The sequence below is a fragment of the Galbibacter sp. genome (genome assembly GCF_048266365.1).
Taxonomy (GTDB): Bacteria; Bacteroidota; Bacteroidia; order Flavobacteriales; family Flavobacteriaceae; genus Galbibacter.
The window spans coordinates 101,241-128,005 of sequence record NZ_JBLWZP010000001.1 but is presented as its reverse complement, the minus strand read 5'-3'; the positions used below and the strand labels follow the sequence as shown (position 1 = coordinate 128,005).

The 26,765-nt window shown below is 38.4% G+C and carries 40 protein-coding genes; 2 read left to right on the top strand and 38 right to left on the bottom strand.

Annotated elements, in window-relative coordinates; genetic code table 11:
* Window positions 1-17: 17 nt before the first annotated feature.
* Together ACN0TV_RS00620 and ACN0TV_RS00615 are read left to right on the top strand one after the other, a co-directional pair.
* Window positions 18-914, top strand: a complete 897-nt coding sequence (locus ACN0TV_RS00620) for an NAD(P)H-binding protein (protein ID WP_417359079.1) — start codon at window positions 18-20, stop codon at window positions 912-914.
* 94 nt (window positions 915-1,008) lie between these two features.
* A complete protein-coding gene (locus tag ACN0TV_RS00615) occupies window positions 1,009-1,932 on the top strand; it encodes a helix-turn-helix domain-containing protein (protein WP_417359077.1) in 924 nt (307 codons plus the stop codon).
* Between the two features lie 12 nt (window positions 1,933-1,944).
* Here ACN0TV_RS00615 and ACN0TV_RS00610 read toward each other — a convergent pair whose 3' ends face one another.
* The 38 genes from ACN0TV_RS00610 to fusA form a co-directional block, all read right to left on the bottom strand.
* Window positions 1,945-2,601, bottom strand: coding sequence for an N-acetylmuramoyl-L-alanine amidase (locus tag ACN0TV_RS00610; protein WP_417359075.1), 657 nt, complete (start codon window positions 2,599-2,601; stop codon window positions 1,945-1,947).
* 428 nt (window positions 2,602-3,029) lie between these two features.
* Window positions 3,030-3,644, bottom strand: coding sequence for a phosphoadenosine phosphosulfate reductase family protein (locus ACN0TV_RS00605; protein WP_417359073.1), 615 nt, complete (start codon window positions 3,642-3,644; stop codon window positions 3,030-3,032).
* A gap of 110 nt (window positions 3,645-3,754) precedes the next feature.
* On the bottom strand, window positions 3,755-4,183 hold the full coding sequence (locus tag ACN0TV_RS00600) for an RrF2 family transcriptional regulator (protein ID WP_417359071.1): 429 nt from the start codon (window positions 4,181-4,183) through the stop codon (window positions 3,755-3,757).
* A gap of 26 nt (window positions 4,184-4,209) precedes the next feature.
* Entirely contained in the window at window positions 4,210-5,142 is a 933-nt protein-coding gene (gene ctlX / locus ACN0TV_RS00595) for a citrulline utilization hydrolase CtlX (RefSeq protein WP_417359069.1), read from the bottom strand.
* Window positions 5,143-5,289: 147 nt separating this feature from the next.
* Window positions 5,290-6,204, bottom strand: coding sequence for a dimethylarginine dimethylaminohydrolase family protein (locus ACN0TV_RS00590; protein ID WP_417359067.1), 915 nt, complete (start codon window positions 6,202-6,204; stop codon window positions 5,290-5,292).
* A gap of 160 nt (window positions 6,205-6,364) precedes the next feature.
* Window positions 6,365-7,648, bottom strand: a complete 1,284-nt coding sequence (locus ACN0TV_RS00585; protein WP_417359065.1) for a citrate synthase — start codon at window positions 7,646-7,648, stop codon at window positions 6,365-6,367.
* 306 nt (window positions 7,649-7,954) lie between these two features.
* The gene (gene eno / locus ACN0TV_RS00580; protein WP_417359064.1) at window positions 7,955-9,244 is read right to left on the bottom strand and encodes a phosphopyruvate hydratase; all 1,290 of its coding nucleotides are present in this window, start codon (window positions 9,242-9,244) and stop codon (window positions 7,955-7,957) included.
* On the bottom strand, window positions 9,241-10,362 hold the full coding sequence (carA, locus tag ACN0TV_RS00575) for a glutamine-hydrolyzing carbamoyl-phosphate synthase small subunit (RefSeq protein WP_417359062.1): 1,122 nt from the start codon (window positions 10,360-10,362) through the stop codon (window positions 9,241-9,243). The genes eno and carA overlap by 4 nt, the downstream gene beginning before the upstream one ends.
* Before the next feature lie 92 nt (window positions 10,363-10,454).
* The gene (rplQ, locus tag ACN0TV_RS00570; protein ID WP_417359060.1) at window positions 10,455-10,970 is read right to left on the bottom strand and encodes a 50S ribosomal protein L17; all 516 of its coding nucleotides are present in this window, start codon (window positions 10,968-10,970) and stop codon (window positions 10,455-10,457) included.
* Window positions 10,971-11,040: 70 nt separating this feature from the next.
* A complete protein-coding gene (locus ACN0TV_RS00565; protein WP_417359058.1) occupies window positions 11,041-12,033 on the bottom strand; it encodes a DNA-directed RNA polymerase subunit alpha in 993 nt (330 codons plus the stop codon).
* 21 nt (window positions 12,034-12,054) lie between these two features.
* Complete coding sequence (rpsD, locus tag ACN0TV_RS00560; RefSeq protein WP_417359056.1) at window positions 12,055-12,660, bottom strand: 30S ribosomal protein S4; 606 nt, start codon at window positions 12,658-12,660, stop codon at window positions 12,055-12,057.
* An 81-nt stretch (window positions 12,661-12,741) separates the two neighbouring features.
* A complete protein-coding gene (rpsK, locus tag ACN0TV_RS00555) occupies window positions 12,742-13,134 on the bottom strand; it encodes a 30S ribosomal protein S11 (protein ID WP_417359054.1) in 393 nt (130 codons plus the stop codon).
* A gap of 14 nt (window positions 13,135-13,148) precedes the next feature.
* The gene (gene rpsM / locus ACN0TV_RS00550; RefSeq protein WP_417359052.1) at window positions 13,149-13,523 is read right to left on the bottom strand and encodes a 30S ribosomal protein S13; all 375 of its coding nucleotides are present in this window, start codon (window positions 13,521-13,523) and stop codon (window positions 13,149-13,151) included.
* 2 nt (window positions 13,524-13,525) lie between these two features.
* Complete coding sequence (gene ykgO / locus ACN0TV_RS00545) at window positions 13,526-13,642, bottom strand: type B 50S ribosomal protein L36 (RefSeq protein WP_008992256.1); 117 nt, start codon at window positions 13,640-13,642, stop codon at window positions 13,526-13,528.
* Between the two features lie 3 nt (window positions 13,643-13,645).
* Window positions 13,646-13,861, bottom strand: coding sequence for a translation initiation factor IF-1 (infA, locus tag ACN0TV_RS00540; RefSeq protein ID WP_008992257.1), 216 nt, complete (start codon window positions 13,859-13,861; stop codon window positions 13,646-13,648).
* Between the two features lie 2 nt (window positions 13,862-13,863).
* On the bottom strand, window positions 13,864-15,219 hold the full coding sequence (gene secY / locus ACN0TV_RS00535; RefSeq protein ID WP_417359046.1) for a preprotein translocase subunit SecY: 1,356 nt from the start codon (window positions 15,217-15,219) through the stop codon (window positions 13,864-13,866).
* 13 nt (window positions 15,220-15,232) lie between these two features.
* Window positions 15,233-15,685 carry a 50S ribosomal protein L15 gene (gene rplO / locus ACN0TV_RS00530; protein WP_417359044.1) on the bottom strand — a complete coding sequence of 151 codons (453 nt, stop codon included), beginning with the start codon at window positions 15,683-15,685 and terminating at the stop codon, window positions 15,233-15,235.
* 13 nt (window positions 15,686-15,698) lie between these two features.
* Window positions 15,699-15,878, bottom strand: a complete 180-nt coding sequence (gene rpmD, locus ACN0TV_RS00525; protein ID WP_417359042.1) for a 50S ribosomal protein L30 — start codon at window positions 15,876-15,878, stop codon at window positions 15,699-15,701.
* A 12-nt stretch (window positions 15,879-15,890) separates the two neighbouring features.
* Window positions 15,891-16,415: a 30S ribosomal protein S5 gene (rpsE, locus tag ACN0TV_RS00520; protein WP_417359040.1), complete on the bottom strand. Its 525-nt coding sequence runs from the start codon at window positions 16,413-16,415 to the stop codon at window positions 15,891-15,893.
* A gap of 6 nt (window positions 16,416-16,421) precedes the next feature.
* Window positions 16,422-16,778 carry a 50S ribosomal protein L18 gene (gene rplR / locus ACN0TV_RS00515; RefSeq protein WP_417359038.1) on the bottom strand — a complete coding sequence of 119 codons (357 nt, stop codon included), beginning with the start codon at window positions 16,776-16,778 and terminating at the stop codon, window positions 16,422-16,424.
* Window positions 16,779-16,789: 11 nt separating this feature from the next.
* On the bottom strand, window positions 16,790-17,332 hold the full coding sequence (gene rplF / locus ACN0TV_RS00510; RefSeq protein WP_417359036.1) for a 50S ribosomal protein L6: 543 nt from the start codon (window positions 17,330-17,332) through the stop codon (window positions 16,790-16,792).
* A gap of 19 nt (window positions 17,333-17,351) precedes the next feature.
* Window positions 17,352-17,750, bottom strand: a complete 399-nt coding sequence (gene rpsH, locus ACN0TV_RS00505; RefSeq protein WP_417359034.1) for a 30S ribosomal protein S8 — start codon at window positions 17,748-17,750, stop codon at window positions 17,352-17,354.
* 62 nt (window positions 17,751-17,812) lie between these two features.
* On the bottom strand, window positions 17,813-18,082 hold the full coding sequence (rpsN, locus tag ACN0TV_RS00500) for a 30S ribosomal protein S14 (protein ID WP_417359032.1): 270 nt from the start codon (window positions 18,080-18,082) through the stop codon (window positions 17,813-17,815).
* 3 nt (window positions 18,083-18,085) lie between these two features.
* Window positions 18,086-18,637 (bottom strand): 50S ribosomal protein L5, encoded by a 552-nt coding sequence (rplE, locus tag ACN0TV_RS00495; RefSeq protein ID WP_417359030.1) that lies wholly within the window; start codon window positions 18,635-18,637, stop codon window positions 18,086-18,088.
* Between the two features lie 2 nt (window positions 18,638-18,639).
* Window positions 18,640-18,954 (bottom strand): 50S ribosomal protein L24, encoded by a 315-nt coding sequence (gene rplX / locus ACN0TV_RS00490; RefSeq protein ID WP_417359028.1) that lies wholly within the window; start codon window positions 18,952-18,954, stop codon window positions 18,640-18,642.
* Window positions 18,955-18,965: 11 nt separating this feature from the next.
* Window positions 18,966-19,334: a 50S ribosomal protein L14 gene (rplN, locus tag ACN0TV_RS00485; protein ID WP_417359026.1), complete on the bottom strand. Its 369-nt coding sequence runs from the start codon at window positions 19,332-19,334 to the stop codon at window positions 18,966-18,968.
* Between the two features lie 2 nt (window positions 19,335-19,336).
* A complete protein-coding gene (rpsQ, locus tag ACN0TV_RS00480; protein ID WP_008613590.1) occupies window positions 19,337-19,594 on the bottom strand; it encodes a 30S ribosomal protein S17 in 258 nt (85 codons plus the stop codon).
* A 16-nt stretch (window positions 19,595-19,610) separates the two neighbouring features.
* Window positions 19,611-19,802, bottom strand: coding sequence for a 50S ribosomal protein L29 (rpmC, locus tag ACN0TV_RS00475; protein ID WP_008992270.1), 192 nt, complete (start codon window positions 19,800-19,802; stop codon window positions 19,611-19,613).
* 13 nt (window positions 19,803-19,815) lie between these two features.
* Complete coding sequence (gene rplP / locus ACN0TV_RS00470) at window positions 19,816-20,235, bottom strand: 50S ribosomal protein L16 (protein WP_417359024.1); 420 nt, start codon at window positions 20,233-20,235, stop codon at window positions 19,816-19,818.
* A gap of 20 nt (window positions 20,236-20,255) precedes the next feature.
* Window positions 20,256-20,981: a 30S ribosomal protein S3 gene (gene rpsC, locus ACN0TV_RS00465; RefSeq protein WP_417359022.1), complete on the bottom strand. Its 726-nt coding sequence runs from the start codon at window positions 20,979-20,981 to the stop codon at window positions 20,256-20,258.
* Between the two features lie 12 nt (window positions 20,982-20,993).
* Window positions 20,994-21,401: a 50S ribosomal protein L22 gene (rplV, locus tag ACN0TV_RS00460; RefSeq protein WP_417359020.1), complete on the bottom strand. Its 408-nt coding sequence runs from the start codon at window positions 21,399-21,401 to the stop codon at window positions 20,994-20,996.
* Between the two features lie 9 nt (window positions 21,402-21,410).
* The gene (rpsS, locus tag ACN0TV_RS00455) at window positions 21,411-21,689 is read right to left on the bottom strand and encodes a 30S ribosomal protein S19 (RefSeq protein ID WP_008992274.1); all 279 of its coding nucleotides are present in this window, start codon (window positions 21,687-21,689) and stop codon (window positions 21,411-21,413) included.
* An 11-nt stretch (window positions 21,690-21,700) separates the two neighbouring features.
* Window positions 21,701-22,525, bottom strand: coding sequence for a 50S ribosomal protein L2 (rplB, locus tag ACN0TV_RS00450; protein WP_417359017.1), 825 nt, complete (start codon window positions 22,523-22,525; stop codon window positions 21,701-21,703).
* A gap of 13 nt (window positions 22,526-22,538) precedes the next feature.
* Window positions 22,539-22,829: a 50S ribosomal protein L23 gene (gene rplW, locus ACN0TV_RS00445; protein WP_417359015.1), complete on the bottom strand. Its 291-nt coding sequence runs from the start codon at window positions 22,827-22,829 to the stop codon at window positions 22,539-22,541.
* 8 nt (window positions 22,830-22,837) lie between these two features.
* On the bottom strand, window positions 22,838-23,467 hold the full coding sequence (rplD, locus tag ACN0TV_RS00440; protein WP_417359013.1) for a 50S ribosomal protein L4: 630 nt from the start codon (window positions 23,465-23,467) through the stop codon (window positions 22,838-22,840).
* Window positions 23,467-24,084: a 50S ribosomal protein L3 gene (gene rplC, locus ACN0TV_RS00435; RefSeq protein ID WP_417359011.1), complete on the bottom strand. Its 618-nt coding sequence runs from the start codon at window positions 24,082-24,084 to the stop codon at window positions 23,467-23,469. Before rplC ends, rplD begins: the two co-directional genes overlap by 1 nt.
* Window positions 24,085-24,314: 230 nt before the next feature.
* A complete protein-coding gene (gene rpsJ, locus ACN0TV_RS00430) occupies window positions 24,315-24,620 on the bottom strand; it encodes a 30S ribosomal protein S10 (RefSeq protein ID WP_008992279.1) in 306 nt (101 codons plus the stop codon).
* Between the two features lie 11 nt (window positions 24,621-24,631).
* Complete coding sequence (gene fusA, locus ACN0TV_RS00425) at window positions 24,632-26,761, bottom strand: elongation factor G (protein ID WP_417359008.1); 2,130 nt, start codon at window positions 26,759-26,761, stop codon at window positions 24,632-24,634.
* Window positions 26,762-26,765 lie beyond the last annotated feature (4 nt).

Genomic DNA, 26,765 nt, shown 5'->3' with positions numbered 1-26,765 from the left:
TTTAAAAACCAAAAATTATGAAAATTACACTCACAGGATCTTTAGGACACATTAGCAAACCATTAACGCAAAGCTTGATCAAAAGCGGACACCAGGTAACCGTTATCAGCAGTAGCCCTACGCGGCAAGTGGATATTAACGCCTTAGGAGCAACTGCTGCCATAGGCACCATAGAAGATGTAGAATTTCTTACGAAATCATTTACAGGAGCGGATGCCATATATACCATGGTCCCTCCAAATGATTACTTTGACGATGAGCTTAATTTATTAGAATATTACAGAAGAATTGGTCGCCATTATACTCAGGCCATCAAGGACTCCGGTGTTAAGAAGCTTGTGAATCTCAGTAGTATCGGAGCTCATTTAGAAAAAGGAAATGGTATTTTACTCGGAGCCCATGATGTGGAACAAACCCTTAACACATTACCTCCAGAGGTTGTAATTACCCATATTCGTCCTACTTCGTTTTTCTACAATCTATTCGGTTACTTTGACAAGATTAAAAGCGAAAATGTGATATCGGCAAACTATGGTGAGGAAATTATACCCTGGGTATCACCCTTAGATATTGCAGAAGCCGTCCAGGAGGAACTTACCTCAACTTTTGCCAATGGGAAGGTACGTTATGTAGCAAGTGAAGAACTCACAGGTGAAGAAACGGCGCGTATTTTAGGTCAAGCGATTGACAAACCTGAATTACAATGGGAACTTATTTCTGATCAAAAGACTAAGGAAGAATTGATCTTTATCGGTATGAATCCTGATATAGCTGAAGGTTTAACTGAAATGTACGCCGGCTTACGAAGCGGTGTTTTAACAGAGGATTACTTTAATAACAAACCGACATTTGGAAAGGTTAAATTAAAGGATTTCGCTAAGGAATTTGCAAACACTTACAGCTTAGTATATTAATAGTCAGAATGATACATAGCCTATAAATTAACATATTTTAGCACCATTGATCATTTTTAATTCGCGTAAACCATATACCTTTATAGTAACTTTTATGGAAAACTCACAGTTACACCAAATAAAAAGCATTAGCGAATTTCACAAACTTCGGGGGTTGCCTAAACCAGAACACCCTTTGATCAGCGTAGTGGACTATGCCACTATACAACATACATACGAAAACAATCAGATCAGTTGGGTTCAGAATTTTTACACTATTGGCCTTAAAAGAGATGTCTGCGGCAAATTCAGATATGGACAGCAGGAATATGATTTTGATGAGGGTTTGATGTCCTTTATTGCTCCTAGACAGGTATTTAGTATTGATATACTAGAGGAAGAAGAAATGCCGAACCCTACCGGATGGTTACTTTTGATCCATCCGGATTTTCTCTGGAACAGTCCCTTAGCCAATTCCATCAAAGGCTATGATTTCTTTGGTTATGAGGTTCACGAAGCCTTGTTTCTTTCAGAAAAAGAAGAAATCGCTATTTTGGAAATCATGCAAAACATTAAGCAGGAATACCACAGTAATATTGATAAGTTTAGTCAGGGCATCATGATTTCACAAATTGAATTACTCCTTAATTATGCGCAGCGGTTTTACAATCGACAGTTCATCACCAGGCAAATCACCAATCACCAGGTTCTGGATATATTAGAGGTGTGGTTGGATAATTATTTTAAAAGCGACCAAGTGGTTTTAGACGGATTGCCGTCTGTTCAGCGAATCTCAGATGAGCTGCATATGTCCTCTAATTATTTAAGTTCTTTACTAAAAAGCTTAACGGGGCAAAGTACCAAACAGCATATTCATCAAAAATTACTGGATATTGCCAAGGAAAAATTGAGCACTACTATGCTTTCGGTTAGTGAAATTGCATATGACTTAGGGTTCGAACACCCACAATCCTTTAGCAAGTTGTTTAAATCTAAAACTCAGATGACACCTTTGGAATTCCGAAGGTCGTTTAATTAAGTGATGCCTTTTCTATGATTTAGCTGGAAGCGGCTTTAAATCCAGACTCTCTAATTTGGATCGTAAATCCTTCATGAATTGTTCTCCGGGATCCGTTTTTTGAGTGCGATATCCTTCATCTATTTCCTTCCATAAATCAGTGGATTCAAAAAGGGTATACTCGTAATGACCAATAACATAGTCAATGGGATACTTCTTCTTTAATTGCTTTATCAATTTGGTATTCGCTTTGAGCTGGGCTTTGGTAAGGGGCTGCTTTGGTCCACCAATATTCTCGATACCAATAGCGCAGTGGTTCAGACCAATGACATGACGGGCCATAATAGTATCCGGCAAGAGTTGATGAATACTTCCGTCCCTATCGATGACATACTGAGAGGAAACATTTAACGGACTGGCACCCGCGATAGCCGTACGATGTGAGGGAAGTAAAGTTGGATCAAACACTTCAAATGTTTTTTCGTAGGTTGGTATCGCCGTCCAATGTACCACAACCATCCTAGGAACAATGGTGGGCTGGGATTGTTCCATACCATAGTGGGACTTCATATATGCTAAACTGAGCTCTTTACGCTGCTGGTCGAATACAATAGGGCTTTGGATAATTTTTGGCCCACAGGAAGTCAGTGCAAAAAGGCCTATAAGCGATAGAGAAACTAAAGATTTCATCAGCGTAAAGTGTTAGTTTATGCACTAAATGTACTGATATACCAATAGACTTTATAAGGTTTGCGGTTTTATTTAACGTTTAAATTTCTAGATTATTTGACGGTTATTCCAACACCCTTTCCATGTGGTATTTTCCCGATTTTGGTCAATGAAGTTTAATGGACTGCCACTCCTATAGTATCGAACTAACTAATAACCGATTCCCTCTCAATCCATTTATTATTCAAAATCATCAAGGCGATGGTGTACCCATCTGAGATTCCTTCTAATGACTAAGTCATTTCCACACTCTTTATTAGTGATAGTGCAAGACCTAAAGTCACATTACGAATTTTAATTCAAAGCTTAAATTACAAAAAAAAGAAGCCGAATGAAAACGCTCTACACGCTCCTTCGGCAACTTTCCATTATGCAAAAAAGTGTATTGTTTATTGGACGTGCAGACCGCACTCCCTATTTTCTAAAACTTTAGTAGGATCAAAATATTTAAACTCATTCTCCAATTGATGTTCTTCTAAATAAACATCTAACTCATGGTCAGTCCAGTAAAAGAATGGACTAACTTTCAAAACCCCGTCTTCACCTTTACTAACAATATCAAGTGTATCTCTGAAAGCCGTTTGTCCTTTTCTAAGATTGGTAAACCAAATATCAGGTTGGTTTTCCTTCATTGCTCTTCTAAAAGGCTCAAGCTTTACTTGTTCCGTAAATTCTTTGTGAAGCGGATCATCGATCCCTGGAATTCCTCCCATAACAGCATCTCTATAAGAGGATGTCTGTTTAGGAACATAGAGCTTAACATTCAAGCCCAGGGCATCGATAACGCGATTGGCGTGCAAATAAGTCTTGTTAGTATTATAACCCGTATCACACCAAACTACAGTCATATCCTTCTTCAAAAGCGTAACGGCATGCAGTATTGCAGCCTCGTAGGGACGAAAGTTTGTTGTTACTACCGGATTGCCACCTTGGGCTAATGCCCAATCAACAATCTCCGCCGGTGACTTTGTTTTTAATTCTTTATTTACAGCTACTAAATCCATAACACATTTTATCTAATCGATAGGACAAATATATTAATAGTCTAGTAAACCTATAGGCTTTTAACAAAAATATTACAGAAGTTTTTTACTTCATGCAGAAATACAACAATTTACGGCAGTGGAAGTGTGGTGTTTGTGAGGTCTCGAAGCGTTTTATTTTCAAGTATTTTCAAGGTACTGTCCCGGACTTCCATCATAAGCATGCTGATAGAACAGGTTTTTTCGTCCTTACAATCGTCACATTTCTCATAGAAGTTTAAACTCACGCAGGGCAGCATTGCGATAGGCCCCTCTAGTATTCGTATTAAGGCGGCCACCGAGATATTTTCCGGCTCTCTAATGAGGTAGTAACCTCCTCCTTTACCTTTTTTGGAACCTAAGAAACCACTGTTTTTTAATTGTAGTAGGATAATTTCCAAAAACTTTTTGGAGATGTTTTCTTCTTCGGCAATTTCAGAAATCAATACCGGATTTTTAGATTCCTTTCTTGCCATATAGGTCAAAGCCTTTAAGCCGTATTTTGTCTTTTTTGATAGCATAATTCCTTATCTGTGCTTGTAATATACTATTTTTTTGGCAGAAACACCTCCGCCATCATACATCGTGCGCTTCCTCCACCACAAGTTTCAATGGTGTGTAGATCTGAAGAAATAATAGTGGTGTGGCGTTCTATTTTAGATCGTTGATCTAAGGTTAAACTCTTATCCGCTGTTGCGCTCATAACCAAGTACGTTTTTCCTTCCTTGTTTTTAACCTGCAGCATGTTACCGGCAAATTGTTCCAATTGATGTTCGGTAATTTCTATGATTTCTTTTCCGTCTGCCTTAAGATGGTTAACGACATTTTTTCGCTCCTTCTTATCATCTATGGTATCCAAACATATTACAGCAAAATCTGTTCCTACACTCATCATGACATTGGTGTGATAAATTGGTTTTCGCTCTCCATTGACAGTCTGATAGGCTGTAAATAATACGGGAGTGTATTCCATTTCTTCACAGAAATAAATGAATAAGTCCTCATCTGCCCGAGGTGATAAAGCACAATAGGCTTTTTCATGAACGCGATCCAAAATAGCACTTCCGGTACCTTCTAGATATTGCTCATCTTCTTCAAAGGAAGTAAAGTCTACAATTTCATCAATATCATATCCTTCGCTATCCAATAATTCGCATACCTCTTCCCTGCGCTCTAATCTTCTGTTTTCAGCAAACATCGGGTAAAGTGCTACGGTACCATCGGCGTGTGTGGAGATCCAATTGTTTGGAAATACCGAATCTGGTGTATCCGAAACAAGATCATCCTGATACACAACAACGGTTACTCCAACGCTTCTTAGCGTTTCAACAAAAGCGTCAAATTCTTTCTGAGCTTTTACCGTAATGGTGTCTTGAGTCATATCAAGACGCTCTTGGAAAAAATTATTAACCGCAGTCTGCTCATTCATTCTAAATTGAGCAGGACGTACCATTAAAATAGTGTCTGTAATTTGCGTCATAAACCTAAGGGTCAAATTTTTCACAAAATTACAAATTAAACCTCAATATTATCACGAAGCTTGTAAATAACTATTGGGGTTAAACTATTGTAATTTAGTCTTGCAAAAGAGAAAATAAAGACCCGAAGACTAGTTGTATTCACCAGCTCATTCTCTAAGCAGAGGCATGGTAGAACAACGTAGTAGTCCTTCCTGTTTGGCGATTTCTGCATAAGGAATTTCTTCCACAGTGATTCCACAAGAAGTCAACCATTGGTTTAATCTGGTGAAATTTCGTTCTGAAACCACCACATCCGGAGCTATGGAAAATATATTGCTGTTCATGTGATACATTTCATTCTTATCAATATGGAACAAGTTCTCCTTGCCAAACAGAGCTACCAAATAGTCGTAATCTTTAGGATCTCTGAATCCCTCTTTGTGAATAATGGCCTTGTCTTTTCCAACTGGCTGAAAGCAACAATCCAAATGCAATGCATTGTCTCTGGCAATTGTATTGGATTTTTGAAGATCAAATTCCTTTACAATTTTATTGGGGAACATCTCCTTAATATAATTCACCCCTTTCATATTGGTCCTTGCGGTTATGAAGTGTGAATAGTCAGCTCCCTTATAAGTTCCTATAAATATGTGCCCGTCCCACAACATTACATCTCCCCCTTCGATATGAACTTCTTCTGGAGGGCGAATTACTTTGGCGGGGTTCATTTGTTTAATGATGTACTCAATAGCCTCTAATTCCTTTTCTCTATCCGGTAGAATATTAGATTTAAAAAAATAGTCATCAATCACAAAAGCAATATCTCTGGAGAATATCTGGTTACAGTCTTTTAGGATCTCAGGGCGGTAGACCTTGACATTGTATTTTTGAAATACTTCGTTAAAGGCCTCCGTTTCTTTGATCATGTCTGGCTCCTTGGGATAGGTGCCAGCTTTAATGTGCTCGACGGACTTGGGATCATAAGCATCTTCCAGAGCCGGTACAGGACCGTTATCTTTAGCGATTCCCAGAATGACCTTCTTTAGCGGTGAAGTTTCATCTTTTATATTGAGTTTTAGCATACCTTTTGCTTTAATATACAATCCTTCTTTATGCAAATGGAAATATAAGAATATCAAATAATTTCCCCTATTTGTGCGGCAGCAAATTACCTCAAATTTAGATCAAAAAAAAGGGCATATTAACGAATTAATACACCCCTACTTTTAATAACTGGTTCTATTAACGTTTGTCTAAGTCGACAAAATCTCTTTCGTTTTCGCCAACATAGATTTGTCTCGGTCTTCCGATAGGCTCTTGTTTGAGTCTCATTTCTCTCCACTGAGCAATCCATCCCGGTAATCTACCTAAGGCAAACATTACAGTGAACATCTCTGTGGGAATACCTAAGGCTCTGTAGATGATACCTGAATAGAAATCTACGTTCGGATAGAGTTTTCTCTTTACAAAGTAATCATCTTCTAAAGCTTGCTTCTCAAGACTTTTTGCAATGGTGAGCACCGGGTCATTTATTCCAAGATCCCCAAGCACGTCATCCGCTGACTTTTTGATGATTTTTGCTCGTGGGTCAAAGTTTTTATACACTCTGTGTCCAAAGCCCATCAATCGGAAAGGATCATTTTTATCCTTGGCTTTTGCCATGTATTTTTCTGTATCACCGCCATCTTGTTTGATGTTCTCCAACATCTCAATCACTGCTTGATTCGCTCCTCCGTGAAGTGGTCCCCAAAGTGCAGAGACTCCAGCGGATAGTGAGGCAAATAAACCGGCATGTGAAGAGCCAACAATACGTACTGTTGAAGTAGAGCAGTTTTGCTCGTGATCAGCATGTAGTATTAATAATTTATCTAAGGCATCTACTACCTTAGGGTTGATTTTATACTTCTCGTTAGGCTTTTTAAACATCAAACAAAGGATGTTCTCGACATAGCTTAATTCACTATCTCCGTAATCGTAAGGTTTCGCATTTCTTCTTCTAAGAGTCCAGGCAGCAAGAATCGGAAATTTCCCCATGATTTTAACTACGGCGTTGTACATCTCTTCTTCTGAGTCAATATTAACAACAGATGGATTAAAGGCCGTCAATGCACTAGTTAGAGACGACAAGACCCCCATTGGGTGTGCTGTCCTTGGAAAGCTATCAACGATCTTTTTGATATCCTCATCAACCTCTAAATTCTCCTTGATGTCATTATGAAATTTAGTCAATTGTTCTTTGGTAGGTAATTCCCCAAAAATCAACAAATACGCCACTTCTAGAAAATCAGCCTTTTCAGCCAAATCCTCTATTCTGTACCCTCGGTATCTCAAAATACCTTTCTCTCCGTCAAGATAGGTGATGGCACTTTCACAGGATCCAGTATTCTTATATCCAGGATCTAATGTAATGATCCCTGTCGAGGCTCTCAATGCTTTGATGTCTATCGCCAACTCATTTTCAGTTCCCTCTATGACTGGAAATTCAACTTTTTTACCCTTATATTCTAAAGTAGCCTTATCTGACATAATATGTATTTGATTTACAATTTAACGCGTCTTGCGAAAATACGAAATTTACCGCTAATTTTTGGTTGGAAAGAAGGCTTTTTAGTCCTATTTCAAGTTAAAATATCCCTAAATTAATGGAGCATTATGAATCCTACAAGGTTTTTGCCAATACTACAATTTTATCGCTATTTTTATGAAAGATTAATATTTTTTAAACAAGTGATTTAAGGCAAGATGAGGTTTGCAATTACAAATCGCTTAAAATGAAAGAACCTCACATAAAGTGAGGTCCCTTGGTATTATTATAATGACAATTAGTCGATGTTATTTAACATTAAAAGCTTTTCCTTGTGGGTAGTAAGCTGTATCTCCTAATTCTTCTTCAATTCTAAGTAACTGATTGTATTTAGCCATACGATCACTACGTGAAGCTGAACCTGTTTTAATCTGTCCGGTATTAAGTGCTACAGCTAAATCTGCGATAGTAGTATCTTCAGTTTCTCCAGAGCGGTGTGACATCACAGAAGTATAACCGGCATTTTTAGCCATGTTTACTGCAGCGATAGTCTCAGTTAGGGTTCCGATTTGGTTTACTTTGATAAGTATAGAATTTGCGATTCCGTTTTCAATACCTTTTGATAAACGCTCAACGTTAGTCACAAATAAATCATCACCTACCAATTGAACTTTATTACCAACCTTTTCAGTTAGCAATTTCCAACCGTCCCAGTCATTCTCATCCATTCCGTCTTCTATCGAAACAATAGGGTACTTAGCACAAAGATCAGCAAGGTATTGTGCTTGCTCTTCTGATGTTCTAACAGCTCCTTTTTCACCTTCGAATTTGGTGTAATCGTATTTACCGTTTTCGTAGAATTCTGCTGCTGCACAATCCATAGCGATCATCACTTCATCTCCAAGTTTGTAACCTGCTTTTTCAACCGCCTTTGAAATGGTATCTAGAGCATCTTCTGTTCCTTCTAATGTAGGAGCAAATCCTCCTTCGTCACCAACTGCTGTACTTAGACCTCTGTCGTGTAATACTTTTTTAAGGTTGTGGAAGATCTCTGTTCCCATTTGCATAGCATGCGTAAAGCTTTTTGCTTTTACCGGCATAACCATAAATTCTTGAAACGCGATAGGCGCGTCAGAGTGCGATCCTCCGTTGATGATGTTCATCATCGGCACCGGAAGTGTGTTGGCACTTACTCCACCTATGTAACGGTATAATGGCATACCCAATTCTTTAGCTGCTGCCTTAGCCACCGCTAAAGAAACACCCAATATTGCGTTAGCTCCTAATCTTGATTTGTTAGGCGTTCCATCCAATTCAATCATTACTTGATCGATAAGGTTTTGTCCGTAAACCGGAAGCCCTTCAATAGCGTCGGAGATATATGTATTTACATTTTCAACAGCTTCAGTAACTCCTTTCCCCATATATGCACTGCCTCCGTCTCTAAGCTCTACAGCCTCGTGCTCTCCAGTTGATGCTCCTGATGGAACAGCAGCACGTCCTAAAACTCCATTCTCGGTTACTACATCTACTTCTACAGTTGGATTTCCTCTAGAATCCAAAATTTGTCGCGCATGCACGTCTACAATAATACTCATACTGTTTGTAATTTATGTTGTTTAATATTCTCTATAAACTGATCGAATAAATAAGTGGCATCATTTGGCCCCGGACCTGCCTCTGGATGGTATTGTACAGAGAAGCAGTTTTTGTCTTTTAATTTAATCCCCATCACTTCATTATCATTAAGGTGTGAATGGGTTATTTCAACTGATGTGTTTGCCTGAGCAGCTGCTCTATCTATGGAAAAACCATGATTTTGAGAAGTAATCTCACCTCTTCCTGTAATGTGGTTCATTACCGGGTGGTTGATTCCTCTGTGGCCATTATGCATTTTATAGGTAGGTATTCTTTGAGAAAGGGCGATAAGTTGATGCCCCAGACAGATTCCAAATAATGGAAGATCTTCAGCAAGAATTTCATTAATCAACGCAATTACCTCAGTAAGCGGCTCTGGATCTCCAGGGCCATTGGATAAGAAATATCCATCTGGCTGAAAAGTTTTGAGTTCTTTCAAGGTAGCGTTGTATGGAAATACTTTAATATAGCAATCTCTCTTGGCAAAGTTACGCAAGATATTTTTCTTGATTCCAAAGTCAAGCGCTGCTATTTTATAAGTCGCATTAGGCTCTCCTACATAGTAAGGTTCTTTGGTAGAAACCTTAGAGGCCAACTCCAAACCTTTCATATCAGGGAATGCCTTGAGCTGTTCTTTGAGTGATTCTATTTGATCTACTTCAGTACTAATGACAGCATTCTGCGCGCCATTATCTCTGATATAACGCACAAGTGCTCTGGTATCCACATCTGAAATAGCCATCACATTGTACGTAGCTAAATAGTTTTCTAAGGAATCAGTCATCCCTACTCTGGAAGGTACATAACTAAAATTCTTACATACGAGTCCGGCAATTTTAACGCTATCGGATTCTTCTTCGTCGTTCTTTACACCGTAGTTCCCTATGTGGGCATTGGTAGTTACCATAATTTGTCCAAAGTAAGATGGATCTGTAAAGATTTCCTGATACCCAGTAGTTCCGGTATTAAAACAAACCTCTCCAAAGGAACTTCCTTCTTTTCCTGCCACAGCTTTACCGTAAAACACGGTACCGTCGGCCAACAAAATCATAGCTTTTTTTCTTGTTTGATACTTCATGAGCTTACTTACAAAAGTTTTACAAAATAACATAAAAAAAAGGATAAACTAAAGCGTTTATCCTTTTTGATATGTTATGATAACATTAATCACTATTCTTGTGAAGTTTCAGGTTTTTCTTCTGCACTTTCGTCTTTCTTCTCTGGAGCAACTTCTGCTTGAGGAGTCTCAACTACAGTGTCTTCAACCTTCTTACTTCTACCTCTACGAGTAGTTTTCTTTTTAGCAGGCTTACCGGCGTTGTAAACTTCGTTGAAATCTACCAATTCGATCATTGCCATATCAGCGTTATCCCCTAAACGGTTTCCTAACTTAATGATACGGGTGTATCCACCTGGTCTGTCACCAACTTTTGGAGCAACTTCTCTGAACAACTCTGTTACAGCGAATTTGTCTCTAATTTTAGTAAAAACAATACGTCTGTTGTGTGTAGTGTCTTCTTTGGATTTTGTCACTAAAGGTTCGATAAACTGTTTTAGAGCTTTTGCTTTCGCAAGGGTAGTGTTGATACGTTTATGTTCTATTAAAGAACATGCCATATTGGCCAACATAGCTCTTCTATGTGCAGTTTTTCTACCTAAGTGATTAAATTTCTTTCCGTGTCTCATGACATTAAATTTAAACCTTCATCTTGCTCAAACCTTTTCTAGGGAGCAAAATATGAAGATTGAGTTGTTACTAATCTTTATCTAATTTGTATTTGGCTAAATCCATTCCAAAACTAAGTCCCTTATTTCCTACAAGTTCTTCAAGTTCTGTGAGTGATTTTTTACCAAAGTTTCTGAACTTCATCAAGTCGTTCTTATTATAAGATACCAGGTCACCCAATGTATCTACTTCTGCTGCTTTTAAACAGTTCAATGCACGAACTGATAGATCCATGTCCACAAGCTTAGTTTTTAACAACTGACGCATGTGTAATGATTCTTCATCATAGGTTTCGGTCTGTGCAATCTCATCAGCTTCAAGGGTAATGCGTTCATCAGAGAACAACATAAAGTGATGGATTAAAATCTTAGCAGCTTCAGTCAAGGCATCTTTCGGATGTATAGAACCGTCAGAGATGATTTCGAAAATTAATTTTTCGTAATCTGTCTTTTGTTCTACACGGAAATTCTCGATGCTGAATTTAACATTCTTAATAGGAGTATAAATTGCGTCTGTAAAGATCGTTCCAAGAGGAGCGTTAGCTTTCTTGTTTTCTTCTGCAGGCACATACCCTCTACCCTTTTCTATGGTGATTTCCATATTGATTGCCACCTTCGCATCCAAGTTACAGATAACAAGATCCGGATTTAACACCTGGAATCCTGTTACAAATTTTTGGAAATCCCCAGCCGTGATTTGATCTTTACCTGAGATAGACATAGAAACAGTTTCGTTATCCACATCATCAATCTGTTTTTTAAAGCGAACTTGCTTTAAGTTTAAGATGATCTCAGTTACATCTTCAACAACTCCTTCGATGGTAGAAAATTCGTGTTCTACTTCATCCATACGAACAGAGGTTATTGCGTAACCTTCTAGTGAAGATAAAAGAACTCTTCGTAATGCGTTACCAACGGTTAATCCAAATCCGGGTTCCAAAGGTCTGAATTCAAACTTACCTTCGAAATCGGTTGAATCGATCATTATAACTTTATCGGGCTTCTGAAAATTTAGTATTGCCATAGTACGACTGCTGTCTAATTATTATTTAGAGTATAACTCGACGATTAATTGCTCTTTGATGTTTTCAGGAATTTGGATACGTTCTGGAATTGCTACAAAGCTACCTTCCATTTTCTCACCATTCCATGTTAACCATTCGTAAACAGTACTGTTGTTAGAAAGTGATCTTTCGATAGCTTCTAACGATTTTGATTTTTCTCTTACTCCAACTACATCACCTGGTTTCAATTGATAAGACGGTATGTTTACGATTTCACCGTTAACGGTAATGTGTCTGTGAGAAACCAATTGTCTAGCCCCACGTCTAGATGGAGCAATACCCATTCTATAAACCACGTTGTCCAAACGTGACTCACAAAGTTGTAATAGTACAACACCGGTTACACCTTTGTTAGCGTTAGCTTTATCAAAAAGGTTTCTAAATTGTTTTTCTAAAATACCGTAAGAGTATTTTGCTTTTTGCTTCTCCATTAACTGGATTGCATATTCAGACTTTTTACCTCTTCTACGGTTATTTCCGTGTTGCCCTGGAGGGTAATTTCTTTTTTCGAAAGACTTATCATCTCCGAAAATTGCCTCTCCAAACTTACGGGCAATTTTAGTTTTTGGACCTGTATATCTTGCCATGTCTTTAGTTATTTTGAAGGTGATTATGAATTAAGGCTATCCTTCGATAATCGTAAAAACCTTCAGTGAACATTAAATTAATTAAACTCTTCTTCTTTTCGGTGGACGACATCCGTTGTGTGGTAATGGAGTAACATCGATGATCTCAGTTACCTCAATTCCAGCATTGTGGATGGAACGGATTGCTGATTCTCTACCAGAACCAGGTCCCTTCACGTACACTTTTACTTTTCTAAGACCCGCTTCATGACCTACTTTTGAAGCATCTTCTGCTGCAACTTGAGCTGCGTAAGGAGTATTTTTCTTAGAACCTCTGAATCCCATTTTACCTGCTGAAGACCAAGCAACAACATCTCCTTTTTTGTTGGTCAAGGAGATGATTACGTTGTTGAACGACGCAGCTATGTGAGCTTCTCCTACAGATTCTACTATAACCTTGCGTTTCTTAGCAGTTTTTGTATTTGACTTTGCCATAATTAAGCTACGAATTATTTAGTTGCCTTTTTCTTGTTAGCAACAGTTTTTCTTTTACCTTTTCTTGTTCTAGAGTTATTCTTAGTGCGTTGTCCTCTAAGTGGAAGACCTGCTCTATGACGAATACCTCTTTGACAACCGATATCCATTAAACGCTTAATGTTCATCTGGATTTCAGAACGAAGTTCTCCTTCGATCTTGAAAAATGATACAGCCTCTCTTATTCGAGCGATCTCATCATCATTCCAATCATTAACCTTAGTATCTTCACTAACTTGAGCCTTTTCTAAGATCTCTTTAGCTCTACTGTTTCCTACTCCAAAGATGTAAGTTAATCCAATAACTCCTCTTTTGTTCTTTGGTAAGTCTACTCCTGCGATTCTAGCCATAACTACCCTTGTCTTTGTTTAAATCTAGGATTCTTTTTATTAATTACATACAATCTCCCTTTTCTACGCACAATTTTGCACTCGGGACTCCTTTTCTTAACGGATGCTCTTACTTTCATCTCTTAATATCTATAAGTAATTCTTGCTTTTGTAAGGTCGTAAGGACTCATTTCAAGTTTAACCTTGTCCCCCGGTAACAATTTAATGTAATGCATACGCATTTTCCCGGAAATATGAGCCGTTACTATGTGACCATTTTCTAATTCAACTCGAAACATTGCATTTGACAATGCCTCTATGATGCTTCCATCTTGTTCTATTGCTGGTTGTTTTGCCATAATTAAGCTACAACTTTTCTATTTTTACCTGTTTTCATTAAACCGTCGTAATGGCGGTTTAGTAAATATGAATTCACCTGTTGCATTGTATCGATGGCAACCCCTACCATAATTAGTAGAGAGGTTCCACCGTAGAACAGTGCCCATCCTTGTTGAACTCCCATTAATGACAACACAATGGCAGGTAAAACTGCTATAAGTGCCAAAAACAACGAACCAGGGAAGGTGATCAAAGACATTATCTTATCTAAATAGTCGCCGGTTTCTTTTCCGGGACGAATCCCTGGAATAAATCCACCACTTCTTTTTAGATCATCAGCCATCTTATTAGTAGGTACTGTAATTGCGGTGTAAAAATACGTAAATATTATAATTAATAGCGCAAAAACTATGTTGTACCACAAACCGAAGATATTACTAAACTCAGTTTGCAACCATTGCCCTGTTCCAGTGTCCTTTAACGCTCCTATTCTACCGATATAGGCAGGCGCAAACATAATGGCCTGTGCGAAAATAATAGGCATTACACCAGAGGCGTTCAATTTAAGTGGTATGTATTGTCTGGAACCAAATACGTTCTTCTCATAACCTCCTGAAGCGGTACGACGAGCGTACTGCACAGGGATTTGACGAGTAGCCATCACAAGCATGATACATGCAAGAATGATTACAAACCAAATAATGATTTCGATTAGAATTAGCATAAGTCCGCCATTTGATCCAGAAGTTCTGGAAACAAATTCTTGAACAAATGCCTGAGGCATAGTTGCAATAATACCTACCATGATTAGAAGTGAGATACCATTACCGATTCCTTTATCTGTAATTTTTTCTCCCAACCACATGGCAAAAATGGTTCCTGTTACTAGAATAAGTACGGCAGGAATCATAAAATCCAGTCCTTTACCTACGATAAATGCACTGTCCGGAACTCCTAGAGACCCTAGAGAATACAAATAGGCCGGTGCTTGAACCAAACAGATCCCAATGGTTAACCAACGGGTAATTTGGTTTATGGTTTTTCTACCACTCTCACCTTCTTTCTGTAATTTCTGAAGGTAAGGAATAGCAAGTCCCATTAATTGCACCACAATAGAAGCGGAGATATAAGGCATAATTCCCAGTGCAAAGAAGGAAGCATTCGCGAATGCTCCTCCAGTAAATGCGTTCAGGATACCCAATAGACCACCTCCATCTGTTCTGGAGGATAATTCTGCCAATTGTTGTGTATCAATACCCGGTAAAACTACCTGAGCTCCAAAACGGTAAACTAATAAGAGCCCTAGAGTTACTATGATTCTAGATCTTAGCTCCTCAATTTTCCAGATATTGCGTAATGTCTCTATAAAATTCTTCATGGTTACGTGTTGGTTATAAACTTACTGCTTCACCTCCGGCTGCTTCAATAGCTGCTTTTGCACTGGCGGTAAATTTATGTACTGATATTTTTAATTTAGCTTTTAGTTCTCCTCCACCTAGTATTTTAACTAAGTCTGTAGAATTAACAACGTTGTTATTTACTAAAACATCTAAATCAACAGTGTCTGTTACAACACCTTTATCAACCAATTCTTGTAACTTATTTAAATTGATACCTACGTATTCTTTGCGATTGATATTGTTAAATCCAAACTTAGGAACACGTCTTTGAAGTGGCATCTGACCTCCTTCAAAGCCAATCTTCTTAGAGTAACCAGAACGTGACTTAGCTCCTTTGTGTCCACGGGTGGCTGTACCACCTTTTCCGGAGCCTTGACCACGACCGACTCTTTTTCCGTCTTTATGTACTGAACCTTTAGCGGGTTGTAAGTTACTTAAATTCATCACTATTTTGTTATTAAGCTTCTACTACAGAAACTAAGTGTTCTACTTTTTTTACCATACCAAGGATGTTCGGTGTTGCATCATGCTCCACAACTTGCCCAATACCCTTTAGGCCTAGTGCTTCTAACGTCCTCTTTTGTGATTCTGGACGTTTTATTTGGCTTCTTACTTGTGTAACTTTAATTTTTCCCATGATACCCTTGATTTATCCTTTAAAAACTTTCTCTAGAGAAATTCCTCTTTGCGCAGCAATTGTTTTAGCATCTCTCAAACGCAATAGCGCGTCAAAGGTAGCTTTAACTACATTGTGCGGGTTAGAAGACCCTTGAGACTTAGAAAGTACGTCTTGTACTCCAACTGATTCCAGTACCGCACGTACAGCACCACCGGCAATAACCCCGGTACCGTGTGAGGCAGGCTGGATGTAAACGCGAGCACCACCGTATTTTCCTTTTTGTTCGTGAGGTAATGTACCTTTGTTAAGAGGGATGCGAATTAAGTTTTTCTTAGCGTCTTCAACCGCTTTAGAAATAGCATCGGCTACCTCTTTAGATTTACCTAATCCTTGACCAACTACACCATTCTCATCTCCAACAACTACAATTGCAGAAAATCCAAATGCTCTACCTCCCTTAGTAACTTTAGTAACTCTTTGTACACCTACCAGACGATCTTTAAGCTCTAGTCCGCCAGGTTTTACTAATTCTACGTTTTTATAATCTTGATACATATTTTCTTAGAATTTAAGTCCTGCTTCTCTAGCACTGTCTGCTAATGATTTAACTCTTCCGTGATACAAATAACCACCTCTATCAAAAGAAACAGTTTCAACTCCGGCGCTCTTAGCTTTCTCTGCAACAGCTTTACCTACTAGGGCAGCTATTTCAGATTTAGTACCTTTTTCAGAACTTATTTCTTTGTCTCTTGACGATGCTGCAACTAAAGTTTTTCCAGTTACATCATCTACCAATTGAGCGTATATTTCTTTATTGCTTCTAAAAACAGCTAATCTTGGTCTAGCTTCTGTTCCAGAAACCACCTTGCGGATTCTGTTTTTTATTCTTTGTCTTCTTTCAGTCTTTGATAATGCCATAATGCTAGTTATTAAGCTGATTTACCTGCTTTTCTTCTTAATTCTTCTCCTACAAATTTAATTCCTTTTCCTTTGTAAGGCTCAGGTTTACGGAAAGATCTGATTTTGGCAGCAACCTGACCAACTAATTGTTTGTCGATAGAGGTTAACTTTACAATCGGATTTTTACCTTTTTCTGAAACCGTTTCAACTTTTACTTCAGGAGCTAAATCTAATACAATGTTGTGAGAGAATCCAACTGCAAGGTCCAATTTTTGACCTTGATTGCTTGCTCTGTAACCAACACCTACAAATTCTAATTCTTTAGTAAAGCCTTGAGAAACTCCAATCACCATATTGTTGATCAAAGATCTGTAAAGACCATGCTTAGATTTGTCTTTCTTATCTTCTGTTGGACGCTCTAAAACAACCATTCCGTCTTCCACTTTTGCAGCGATACCGGAAACAGTTTGCTTAAGTTCTCCTAGTTTACCTTTTACGGTAACTTCGTCGTCTTTAATATCTATAGTTACTCCTTCCGGAATCGCTATGGGACTATTACCTACTCTTGACATTTCTTCTTGTCTTTATATATTAGTAAACGTAACACAACACTTCTCCACCAACACTCTCTTTCTGGGCTTGCTTAGAGGTCATTACTCCGTGAGAAGTTGACACAACTGCAATACCAAGTCCGTTTAGAACTCGTGGAAGTTCGTCTTTTCCGACATACTTACGCAATCCAGGTGTACTCACACGCTTAAGATTTTTGATAACAGGCTCTTTTGTTAGCTTGTCATACTTTAAAGCGATCTTGATTGTACCTTGCACTTTGTCGTCCTCAAATTTATAACTTAAAATATACCCTTGGTCGAATAATATTTTAGTAATGTCTTTTTTAAGGTTAGAAGCTGGTATTTCTACCACTCTGTGACCAGCGCTGTTCGCGTTTCTAATTCTTGTTAAATAATCTGCTATAGGATCTGTATACATCTATATTAATTTGCGGTCATAGTTTTCGCATCATGCGAACTTACAACCAGTTAAAATTCTTATTACCAGCTAGCTTTCTTAACTCCTGGGATCAACCCGTTGTTAGCCATTTCTCTGAATGTTACACGAGAAATACCGAAAGTTCGCATATACCCTTTAGGTCTACCGGTTAATTTACAACGGTTGTGTAAACGTACCGGAGAAGCGTTTGCAGGTAGTTTTTGTAATGCCTCGTAATCTCCGGCTTCTTTCAAAGCTTTTCTTTTCTCAGCATACTTTGCTACCATTCTTTCTCTTTTCCTTTCACGGGCTTTCATTGATTCTTTAGCCATGTCTTAATTCTTTTTAAAAGGTAATCCTAATTCGCTTAATAATGATTTTGCTTCCTTATCGGTTGGAGCAGAAGTTACAATGGTAATATCCATACCTGCAACTTTATGTACCCTATCGATGTTGATCTCAGGGAAAATAATTTGCTCGGTCACCCCAAGGTTATAATTTCCTCTTCCGTCAAAACCATTGGCTTTGATACCATTAAAATCTCTTACTCGCGGTAAGGCTGAAGTAATCAATCTATCTAAGAACTCGAACATACGCTCACCTCTCAAAGTAACTTTTGCCCCGATAGGCATACCTTTACGAAGTTTGAACGATGCAACGTCTTTTTTAGATATAGTAGATACAGCTTTTTGTCCAGATATCTTTGTCAACTCGTCTACTGCGTATTCGATTAACTTTTTATCTGCAACTGCTGCACCAACTCCACGGCTAATAACAATCTTTTCTAATTTAGGAACCTGCATAACATTTGCATACCCAAATTCTTCTGTAAGAGCAGAAATTACTCTTTCCTTATACTCTTGTTTTAATCTTGGAACGTAAGCCATAATTAAATTACTTCATTAGATTTCTTAGAAAATCTCACTTTCTTACCGTCTCTTACTTCAAAACCAACTTTCGTTGCTTCTCCTGATTTAGGATCGAGTAATGATAGGTTAGAAATATGGATAAAAGCTTCTTTTTCAACGATTCCTCCTTGAGGATTGGTAGCACTAGGCTTTTGGTGTTTTTTCACCATATTAACACCCTCTACAATCGCTTTATTTTTCTCACGATCTACTTTAAGGACCTTCCCTTGAGCACCTTTGTTCTCTCCGGCGTTAACCTTAACAGTATCTCCTGATTTGATCTTTAGTTTTATCATTTTCAGATGAATTAAAGCACCTCTGGTGCTAATGATACAATTTTCATAAACTGCTTATCGCGCAATTCTCTAGCCACTGGACCGAAAACACGTGTTCCACGCATTTCACCTGTTGGGTTTAAGAGCACACAAGCATTATCATCAAAGCGAATGTAAGAACCATCAGGTCTTCTCACTTCTTTTTTGGTACGAACTACAACTGCTGTAGATACCTGTCCTTTTTTAACGTTTCCGTTTGGAGTGGCATCTTTAATGGTAACGACAATTTTGTCACCAACAGAAGCGTATCTTCTTTTAGTACCTCCTAGAACACGGATAGTTAAAACTTCTTTAGCTCCCGTGTTATCTGCTACTTTTAATCTTGATTCCTGTTGTACCATAATTATTTCGCTCTTTCAATAATTTCAACTAATCTCCAACATTTGGTTTTACTCAAAGGTCTTGTTTCCATGATCTTTACAGTATCACCGATGTTGCAATCGTCCTTTTCGTCGTGCGCAACGTATTTCTTAGTTTTTAACACGAACTTACCGTACATAGGGTGTTTTACACGTTTAACTTCAGAAACCACTATAGATTTCTGCATTTTGTTACTTGTAACTACTCCTATTCTTTCTTTTCTTAAATTTCTATTTTCCATCTTTAGCAGAATCGAATTATTGTAATTCTCTTTTAGTAAGCTCAGTTGCTAATCTTGCCACAGTTCTTCTTGTACTTCTCAATTCAAGTGGATTTTCCAATGGCGAAACAGCGTGAGCCAATTTTAAATCTGCATATTGCTTTTTAACAACACCAAGCTTTTCTTGTAGCTCAGCTGTAGATAATTCTCTAATTTCTGATTGTTTCATAATCTCTTTGTGATTAAGCTGAATAATCTCTAGCTACAATAAACTTCGTTTTTACAGGTAGTTTCTGAGCTGCTAAACGCAATGCTTCTTTAGCAACATCCATAGGCACACCGCCTATTTCAAACATAATTCTACCTGGTTTTACTATCGCTGCCCAGTATTCTGGAGCACCTTTACCTTTACCCATACGTACCTCAAGAGGCTTTTTGGTGATAGGTTTGTCCGGGAAAATTTTGATCCATAATTGCCCTTCTCTCTTCATATAACGAGTAGCGGCAACACGAGCTGCTTCAATTTGACGCGCTGTGATGAATGAAGAATCTATTGATTTTATCCCAAACATACCATTTGAAAGTTCATGACCTCTTTGAGAGATCCCTTTCATACGGCCTTTCTGCTGCTTGCGGTATTTTGTTCTTTTCGGCTGTAACATTTTTCTTTTACTTTAAAAAATTACTTTCTACGACGAGATTTTCTTGCTCCTGCGTTTGATCCTCCTCCTTGTTTGCCAGACTGTTTTTTCGACATTCCTACAAGCGGAGAAAGTTCTCTCTTACCATAAACCTCGCCTTTCATGATCCACACTTTAATTCCCAATCTACCATAGGTAGTATGAGCTTCATGTAAAGCGTAATCAATATCAGCTCTAAATGTAGACAAAGGAATACGTCCATCTTTATAGTGCTCCGAACGTGCCATTTCGGCTCCGTTCAAACGCCCTGAAATCATTATTTTAATCCCTTCAGCATTCATACGCATTGCTGCAGCAATAGCCATTTTAATTGCACGTCTGTATGAAATACGATTTTCAATTTGACGAGCAACACTAGCAGCAACAAGATTCGCATCAAGCTCAGGTCTTTTGATTTCAAAAATATTGATTTGAACTTCCTTGTCAGTAATTTTCTTAAGCTCTTCTTTCAACTTGTCTACCTCCTGACCACCTTTCCCGATAATAATACCAGGACGGGCAGTAGTGATAGTAACGGTTACAAGCTTCAATGTACGCTCAATAATTACTCTAGACACACTAGCTTTAGACAAACGTGCATGGATATACTTTCTGACTTTATCGTCTTCAGCAAGTTTATCTCCATAGTCATTACCTCCGTACCAGTTGGACTCCCAACCTCTGATGATACCTAGGCGATTACCGATTGGATTTGTTTTCTGTCCCATACTATCTATCTATTAACTTTGTGTGTTATTTTTAGCTCCGATTACCACAGTTACGTGGTTGGAACGTTTTCTAATTCTGTGTGCGCGACCTTGCGGTGCCGGACGTAGTCTTTTTAACATACTCCCGCTATCCACCTTGATCTCCTGAACAAATAAATTTGCTGCCTCAATATCAGCATCCTCGTTTTTCGATTGCCAGTTTGCAATAGCAGAAACTACCAATTTCTCCAAACGACGAGATGCCTCTTTTTGACTAAATTTCAAAATAGCAAGTGCCTTTTCAACATCTTCACCACGAACTAAATCAGCAACTAGCCTCATTTTTCTTGGAGAGGTTGGGCAGTTATTCAACTTTGCAAACGCTAAGCTTTTCTTAGCCTCTTTTATTTGCTCTGCTCTTAATCTTTTACGAACTCCCATGGCTACTTATTATTTTTTTCCTTTATTTTTCGCACCAGCGTGACCTCTAAAAGATCTTGTTGGTGAAAATTCTCCTAATTTGTGACCCACCATGTTCTCAGTAACATATACCGGAACAAATTGGCGGCCATTATGCACAGCTATTGTTTGACCTACAAAGTCAGGGGTAATCATTGATGCCCTAGACCAAGTCTTAATAACTGACTTCTTACCTGATTCAACATTCTGTTGAACTTTTTTCTCTAAACTATAGTGAACGTAAGGTCCTTTTTTCAGTGAACGTGCCATCTCTTAATACTTTATTTCTTTCTACGTTCTAAAATATACTTATTACTCGCCTTGGATTTAGCTCTGGTTCTGTAACCTTTAGCTGGAATTCCATTTCTAGATCTTGGGTGACCTCCGGAAGCTCTTCCTTCACCACCACCCATTGGGTGATCGACAGGGTTCATAACTACAGGTCTAGTTCTAGGTCTTCTTCCTAACCAACGAGTTCTACCCGCTTTACCAGAAACCAATAATTGGTGATCCGAGTTGGATACTGCTCCAATAGTAGCAAAACAATTTGCTAAAACATATCTGGTTTCACCAGAAGGAAGTTTAATTGTAGCATATTTTCCTTCTCTAGCCATTAGCTGAGCGAAAGCTCCAGCAGAACGAGCCATAACAGCTCCCTGACCTGGACGTAGTTCGATACAAGAAATAACTGTACCTAAAGGAACCTCATTTAAAGGCATTGCATTACCAATCTCAGGAGCAATCCCAGTACCAGATTGAACTTTTTGTCCAACTTGAAGACCGTTTTGAGCTATGATATAGCTCTTCTCTCCGTCTGCGTAAATGATTAATGCAATAAATGCTGTTCTGTTTGGATCGTATTGAATAGATTCGACTGTAGCTTCAACTCCCGTTTTAGCTCTTTTAAAGTCGATGATACGATACTTTCTTTTATGACCACCACCTAAATAGCGCATGGTCATTTTTCCTTGACTGTTTCTACCTCCTGTCTTTTTTATCGGAGCAAGCAAGCTTTTCTCCGGCTTATCAGTAGTAATCGCGTCAAATCCGCTTACTACTCTAAATCGCTGACCAGGAGTTATCGGTTTTAATTTTCTAACTGACATCTCTCGTCTTTAGTTATATATTACTATAAAAATCAATAATATCCCCTTCGGCAACTGAAACAACTGCTTTCTTAACAGCGTTAGTTTTTCCGTTCTGGATACCTGTTTTTGTGTAACGAACGCTTCTTTTAGGTCCGTAATTCATTGTTCGAACTTTTTCAACAGAAACACCATAAGTAGCCTCTACAGCATCCTTAATTTGGATCTTGTTTGCTCTAGTATCAACAACGAAACCATAACGATTATTCAACTCGCTATCAGCGGTTGCTTTTTCGGTAATTATTGGTTTAATCAATACACTCATTGTCTTCTTTATTTACTTAAATTCGACTCAATTCCTTCAATAGACCCTTCAAAAAGAACAATACTATTTGCGTTTACAATTTTGTAAGTATTTAATTCTGAAGTAGTTACGACCTCAGAAACCTTTAAATTGCGTGACGACAAATATACGTTATTATTTGAATCTCCCAACACGAACAGGGATTTTTTGTTCTCTAACCCTAAAGCTTTCAAAACATTAGTGAATTCTTTCGTTTTTGGCGCTTCGAAATTAAAGTCCTCAACAACGATAATTGAATTGTCTTTTGCTTTCAAACTAAGGGCAGATTTTCTAGCTAAACGCTTAACATTTTTGTTAAGCTTTTGCGTGTAATCTTTTGGTCTTGGTCCAAAAATTCTACCTCCACCTCTAAATACCGGAGATTTGATACTCCCTGCTCTAGCTGTTCCTGTTCCTTTTTGTTTTTTGATCTTTCGTGTACTTCCAGCGATCTCAGCTCTTTCTTTAGACTTGTGAGTCCCTTGACGCTGATTTGCCAAAAACTGTTTCACGTCTAAGTATACAGCGTGATTACTTGGCTCTACACCAAAAACTGAATTAGAAAGATTAACCTTTCTACCAGTTTCTTTTCCGTTAATATCTAAAACTGCTACTTCCATTAATTCTGAACGATTACGTAAGCATTTTTGTGACCAGGTATACATCCTTTAACTACTAAAAGATTTTTTTCCGGAACCACTTTTAACACTTGCAAGTTTTGTACTGTTACTTTTTCTGACCCCATTTGTCCAGCCATGCGCATTCCTTTGAATACACGTGAAGGATAGGATGCTGCACCAATAGATCCTGGCGCTCTTAAACGGTTGTGCTGACCGTGAGTGGATTGACCAACTCCGGCAAAACCATGACGTTTAACAACCCCTTGGAATCCTTTACCTTTTGATGTACCAGTAACATCAATAAATTCTCCTTCTACAAATCTTTCAACAGTTAAAGTGTCTCCTAATTTGTATTCACCTTCAAAATCTTGGAATTCAACAACTTTCTTCTTAGGAGAAACGCCTGCTTTTTTTGCATGACCGACTTCGGCCTTGTTAGCACGTTTTTCTGCCTTGTCATCGAAACCAAGTTGAAGGGCTTCATACCCGTCAACTTCTAGAGTTCTGACTTGGGTAACTACGCATGGTCCAGCTTCGATTACTGTACAAGGAATGTTTTTCCCGTTTTCATCGAAAATGCTGGTCATACCAATCTTTCTTCCTATTAACCCAGACATTTAATTTACGTTTAAGGATCTCCGGTTTTCAATAAACCTTTGACCACATTGTTAGTACTTAATTATTTAATTATCAAAAATATTTCAGGGCTGAAAAATACTCCCAACCCTGAAATGTATTTTTATCCGTTTTTCCTTCGCGTATCGCTCAGGACATGTCTTTACTCAATAATTGAGTGAAACTATATTGGTCTTTAGGATTCCTAAGAATCCTCGAGTCCGTAAAAAGATTATACTTTAATCTCTACCTCAACACCACTTGGCAATTCTAGTTTCATCAAAGCATCAATAGTTTTTGATGAAGAACTGTAGATATCAAGTAATCTCTTATAAGAACTCAATTGAAATTGCTCTCTTGATTTCTTATTTACGTGTGGAGAACGCAATACAGTAAAAATCTTTTTATGTGTAGGCAATGGTATTGGACCTGTAACAACAGCTCCGGTACTTTTTACCGTTTTAACGATTTTCTCAGCAGATTTATCTACCAAATTGTAATCGTATGATTTTAATTTTATTCTAATTTTCTGACTCATTTTCTTAAAATTTAAGCTTCAACTCCTTTTGCTTCCTTAATAACAGCTTCTGCAATATTAGATGGTGTTTCAGCATAATGTGAGAACTCCATAGTTGAAGTCGCACGACCTGAAGAAAGAGTACGTAACGAAGTTACATATCCAAACATTTCAGAAAGTGGCACAAGTGCTTTAATCACCTTCGAACCTGCCCTGTCACTCATGTCATTAACTTGACCACGACGACGGTTAAGGTCACCTACGATATCTCCCATGTAATCTTCAGGAGTTAATACTTCTAATTTCATGATTGGCTCCATGATTACAGATTTAGCAGCCTTAGCAGCAGATCTAAATCCTATTTTAGCAGCCAATTCGAATGATAATTGATCGGAATCCACATCGTGATAAGAACCATCAGTTAAAGTGACTTTCATAGCGTCGAGCTCGTAACCTGCCAGAGGTCCGTTTTTCATCGCTTCTTTAAATCCTTTCTCTACAGATGGGATAAATTCTTTTGGTACGTTACCACCCTTGATCACAGATTCGAAATCAAGACCTACCTTACCTTCTTCTGCAGGTTCAAGCGTAAATACGATATCAGCAAATTTACCACGACCACCGGATTGTTTTTTGTAAACCTCTCTGTGGTCGGCTTTTTGCGTAATAGCTTCTTTATACTCAACGCGTGGCTGTCCTTGGTTTACTTCAACCTTAAACTCACGTCTAAGACGATCAACAATAACATCCAAGTGAAGCTCACCCATACCAGAGATAATGGTTTGACCTGACGCCTCATCAGTTCTTGCAGTAAATGTTGGATCTTCTTCAGATAGTTTAGCCAAAGCCATACCCATCTTATCAACATCAGCCTTAGTTTTAGGCTCAACCGCGATACCAATTACGGGATCAGGGAAATTCATACTCTCTAATACAATTGGTGCTTTTTCATCAGATAAGGTATCACCGGTTTTGATGTCCTTAAATCCAACAGCAGCTCCAATATCTCCAGCTTCAATAAAGTCAATTGAATTTTGCTTATTTGAGTGCATTTGGTAGATACGCGAAATACGTTCTTTTTTACCCGATCTATTGTTCAAAACATAAGATCCAGCATCCAATCTACCTGAGTATGCACGGAAGAATGCTAAACGACCTACGAAAGGATCGGTAGCAATTTTGAAAGCCAATGCAGCAAATGGTGCTTCAACACTTGGCTTACGAACTATTTCTTCTCCGGTATCAGGATGGGTACCTACGATACCTTCTTTATCAACCGGTGAAGGTAAATAACGACAAACTGCGTCTAATAAAAATTGAACTCCTTTGTTTTTAAAGGAAGAACCACACACCATAGGAATGATAGCTCTATCCATAACAGCAGCTCTAAGTGCAGCGTGTACTTCTTCTTCTGTAATAGATTCTTCGTCTTCGAAAAACTTCTCCATAAGGTTTTCATCGTACTCAGCAACTTGCTCTATAAGCAATGCTCTGTACTCTTTTACCTCATCTACCATATCAGCAGGGATATCCACTACGTCAAAAGTAGAACCATAGTTTTCGTCATGCCAAACAACCGCTCTGTTTTTCACCAAGTCAACGATACCTTTAAAATCAGCTTCGTCACCGATAGGCAAAACAATTGGGACTCCATTAGAACCCAACATTTCTTTAACCTGGTTAACCACGCTTAAGAAGTTAGCTCCTGAACGGTCCATTTTGTTCACAAAACCAATTCGAGGCACATCGTATTGGTCCGCCAATCTCCAGTTAGTTTCAGATTGAGGCTCAACACCGTCAACTGCACTAAACAAGAAAACTAACCCATCCAATACACGTAATGAACGACTTACCTCAACAGTAAAGTCAACGTGACCGGGAGTATCGATAATGTTAAAATTATAATTGTGCGTGTCAGGAGTGACCTCCGCATTCTCCATAGGGAACTGCCATGTACAAGTTGTTGCCGCCGATGTAATGGTAATACCACGCTCCTGCTCTTGCTCCATCCAGTCCATAGTTGCAGAACCATCGTGAGTCTCACCTATTTTATGAGAAACTCCCGTATAGAATAAGATACGTTCAGTAGTTGTTGTTTTACCAGCATCAATGTGCGCTGCAATTCCTATGTTTCTTGTATATTTTAAATCTCTTTGTGCCATCTTA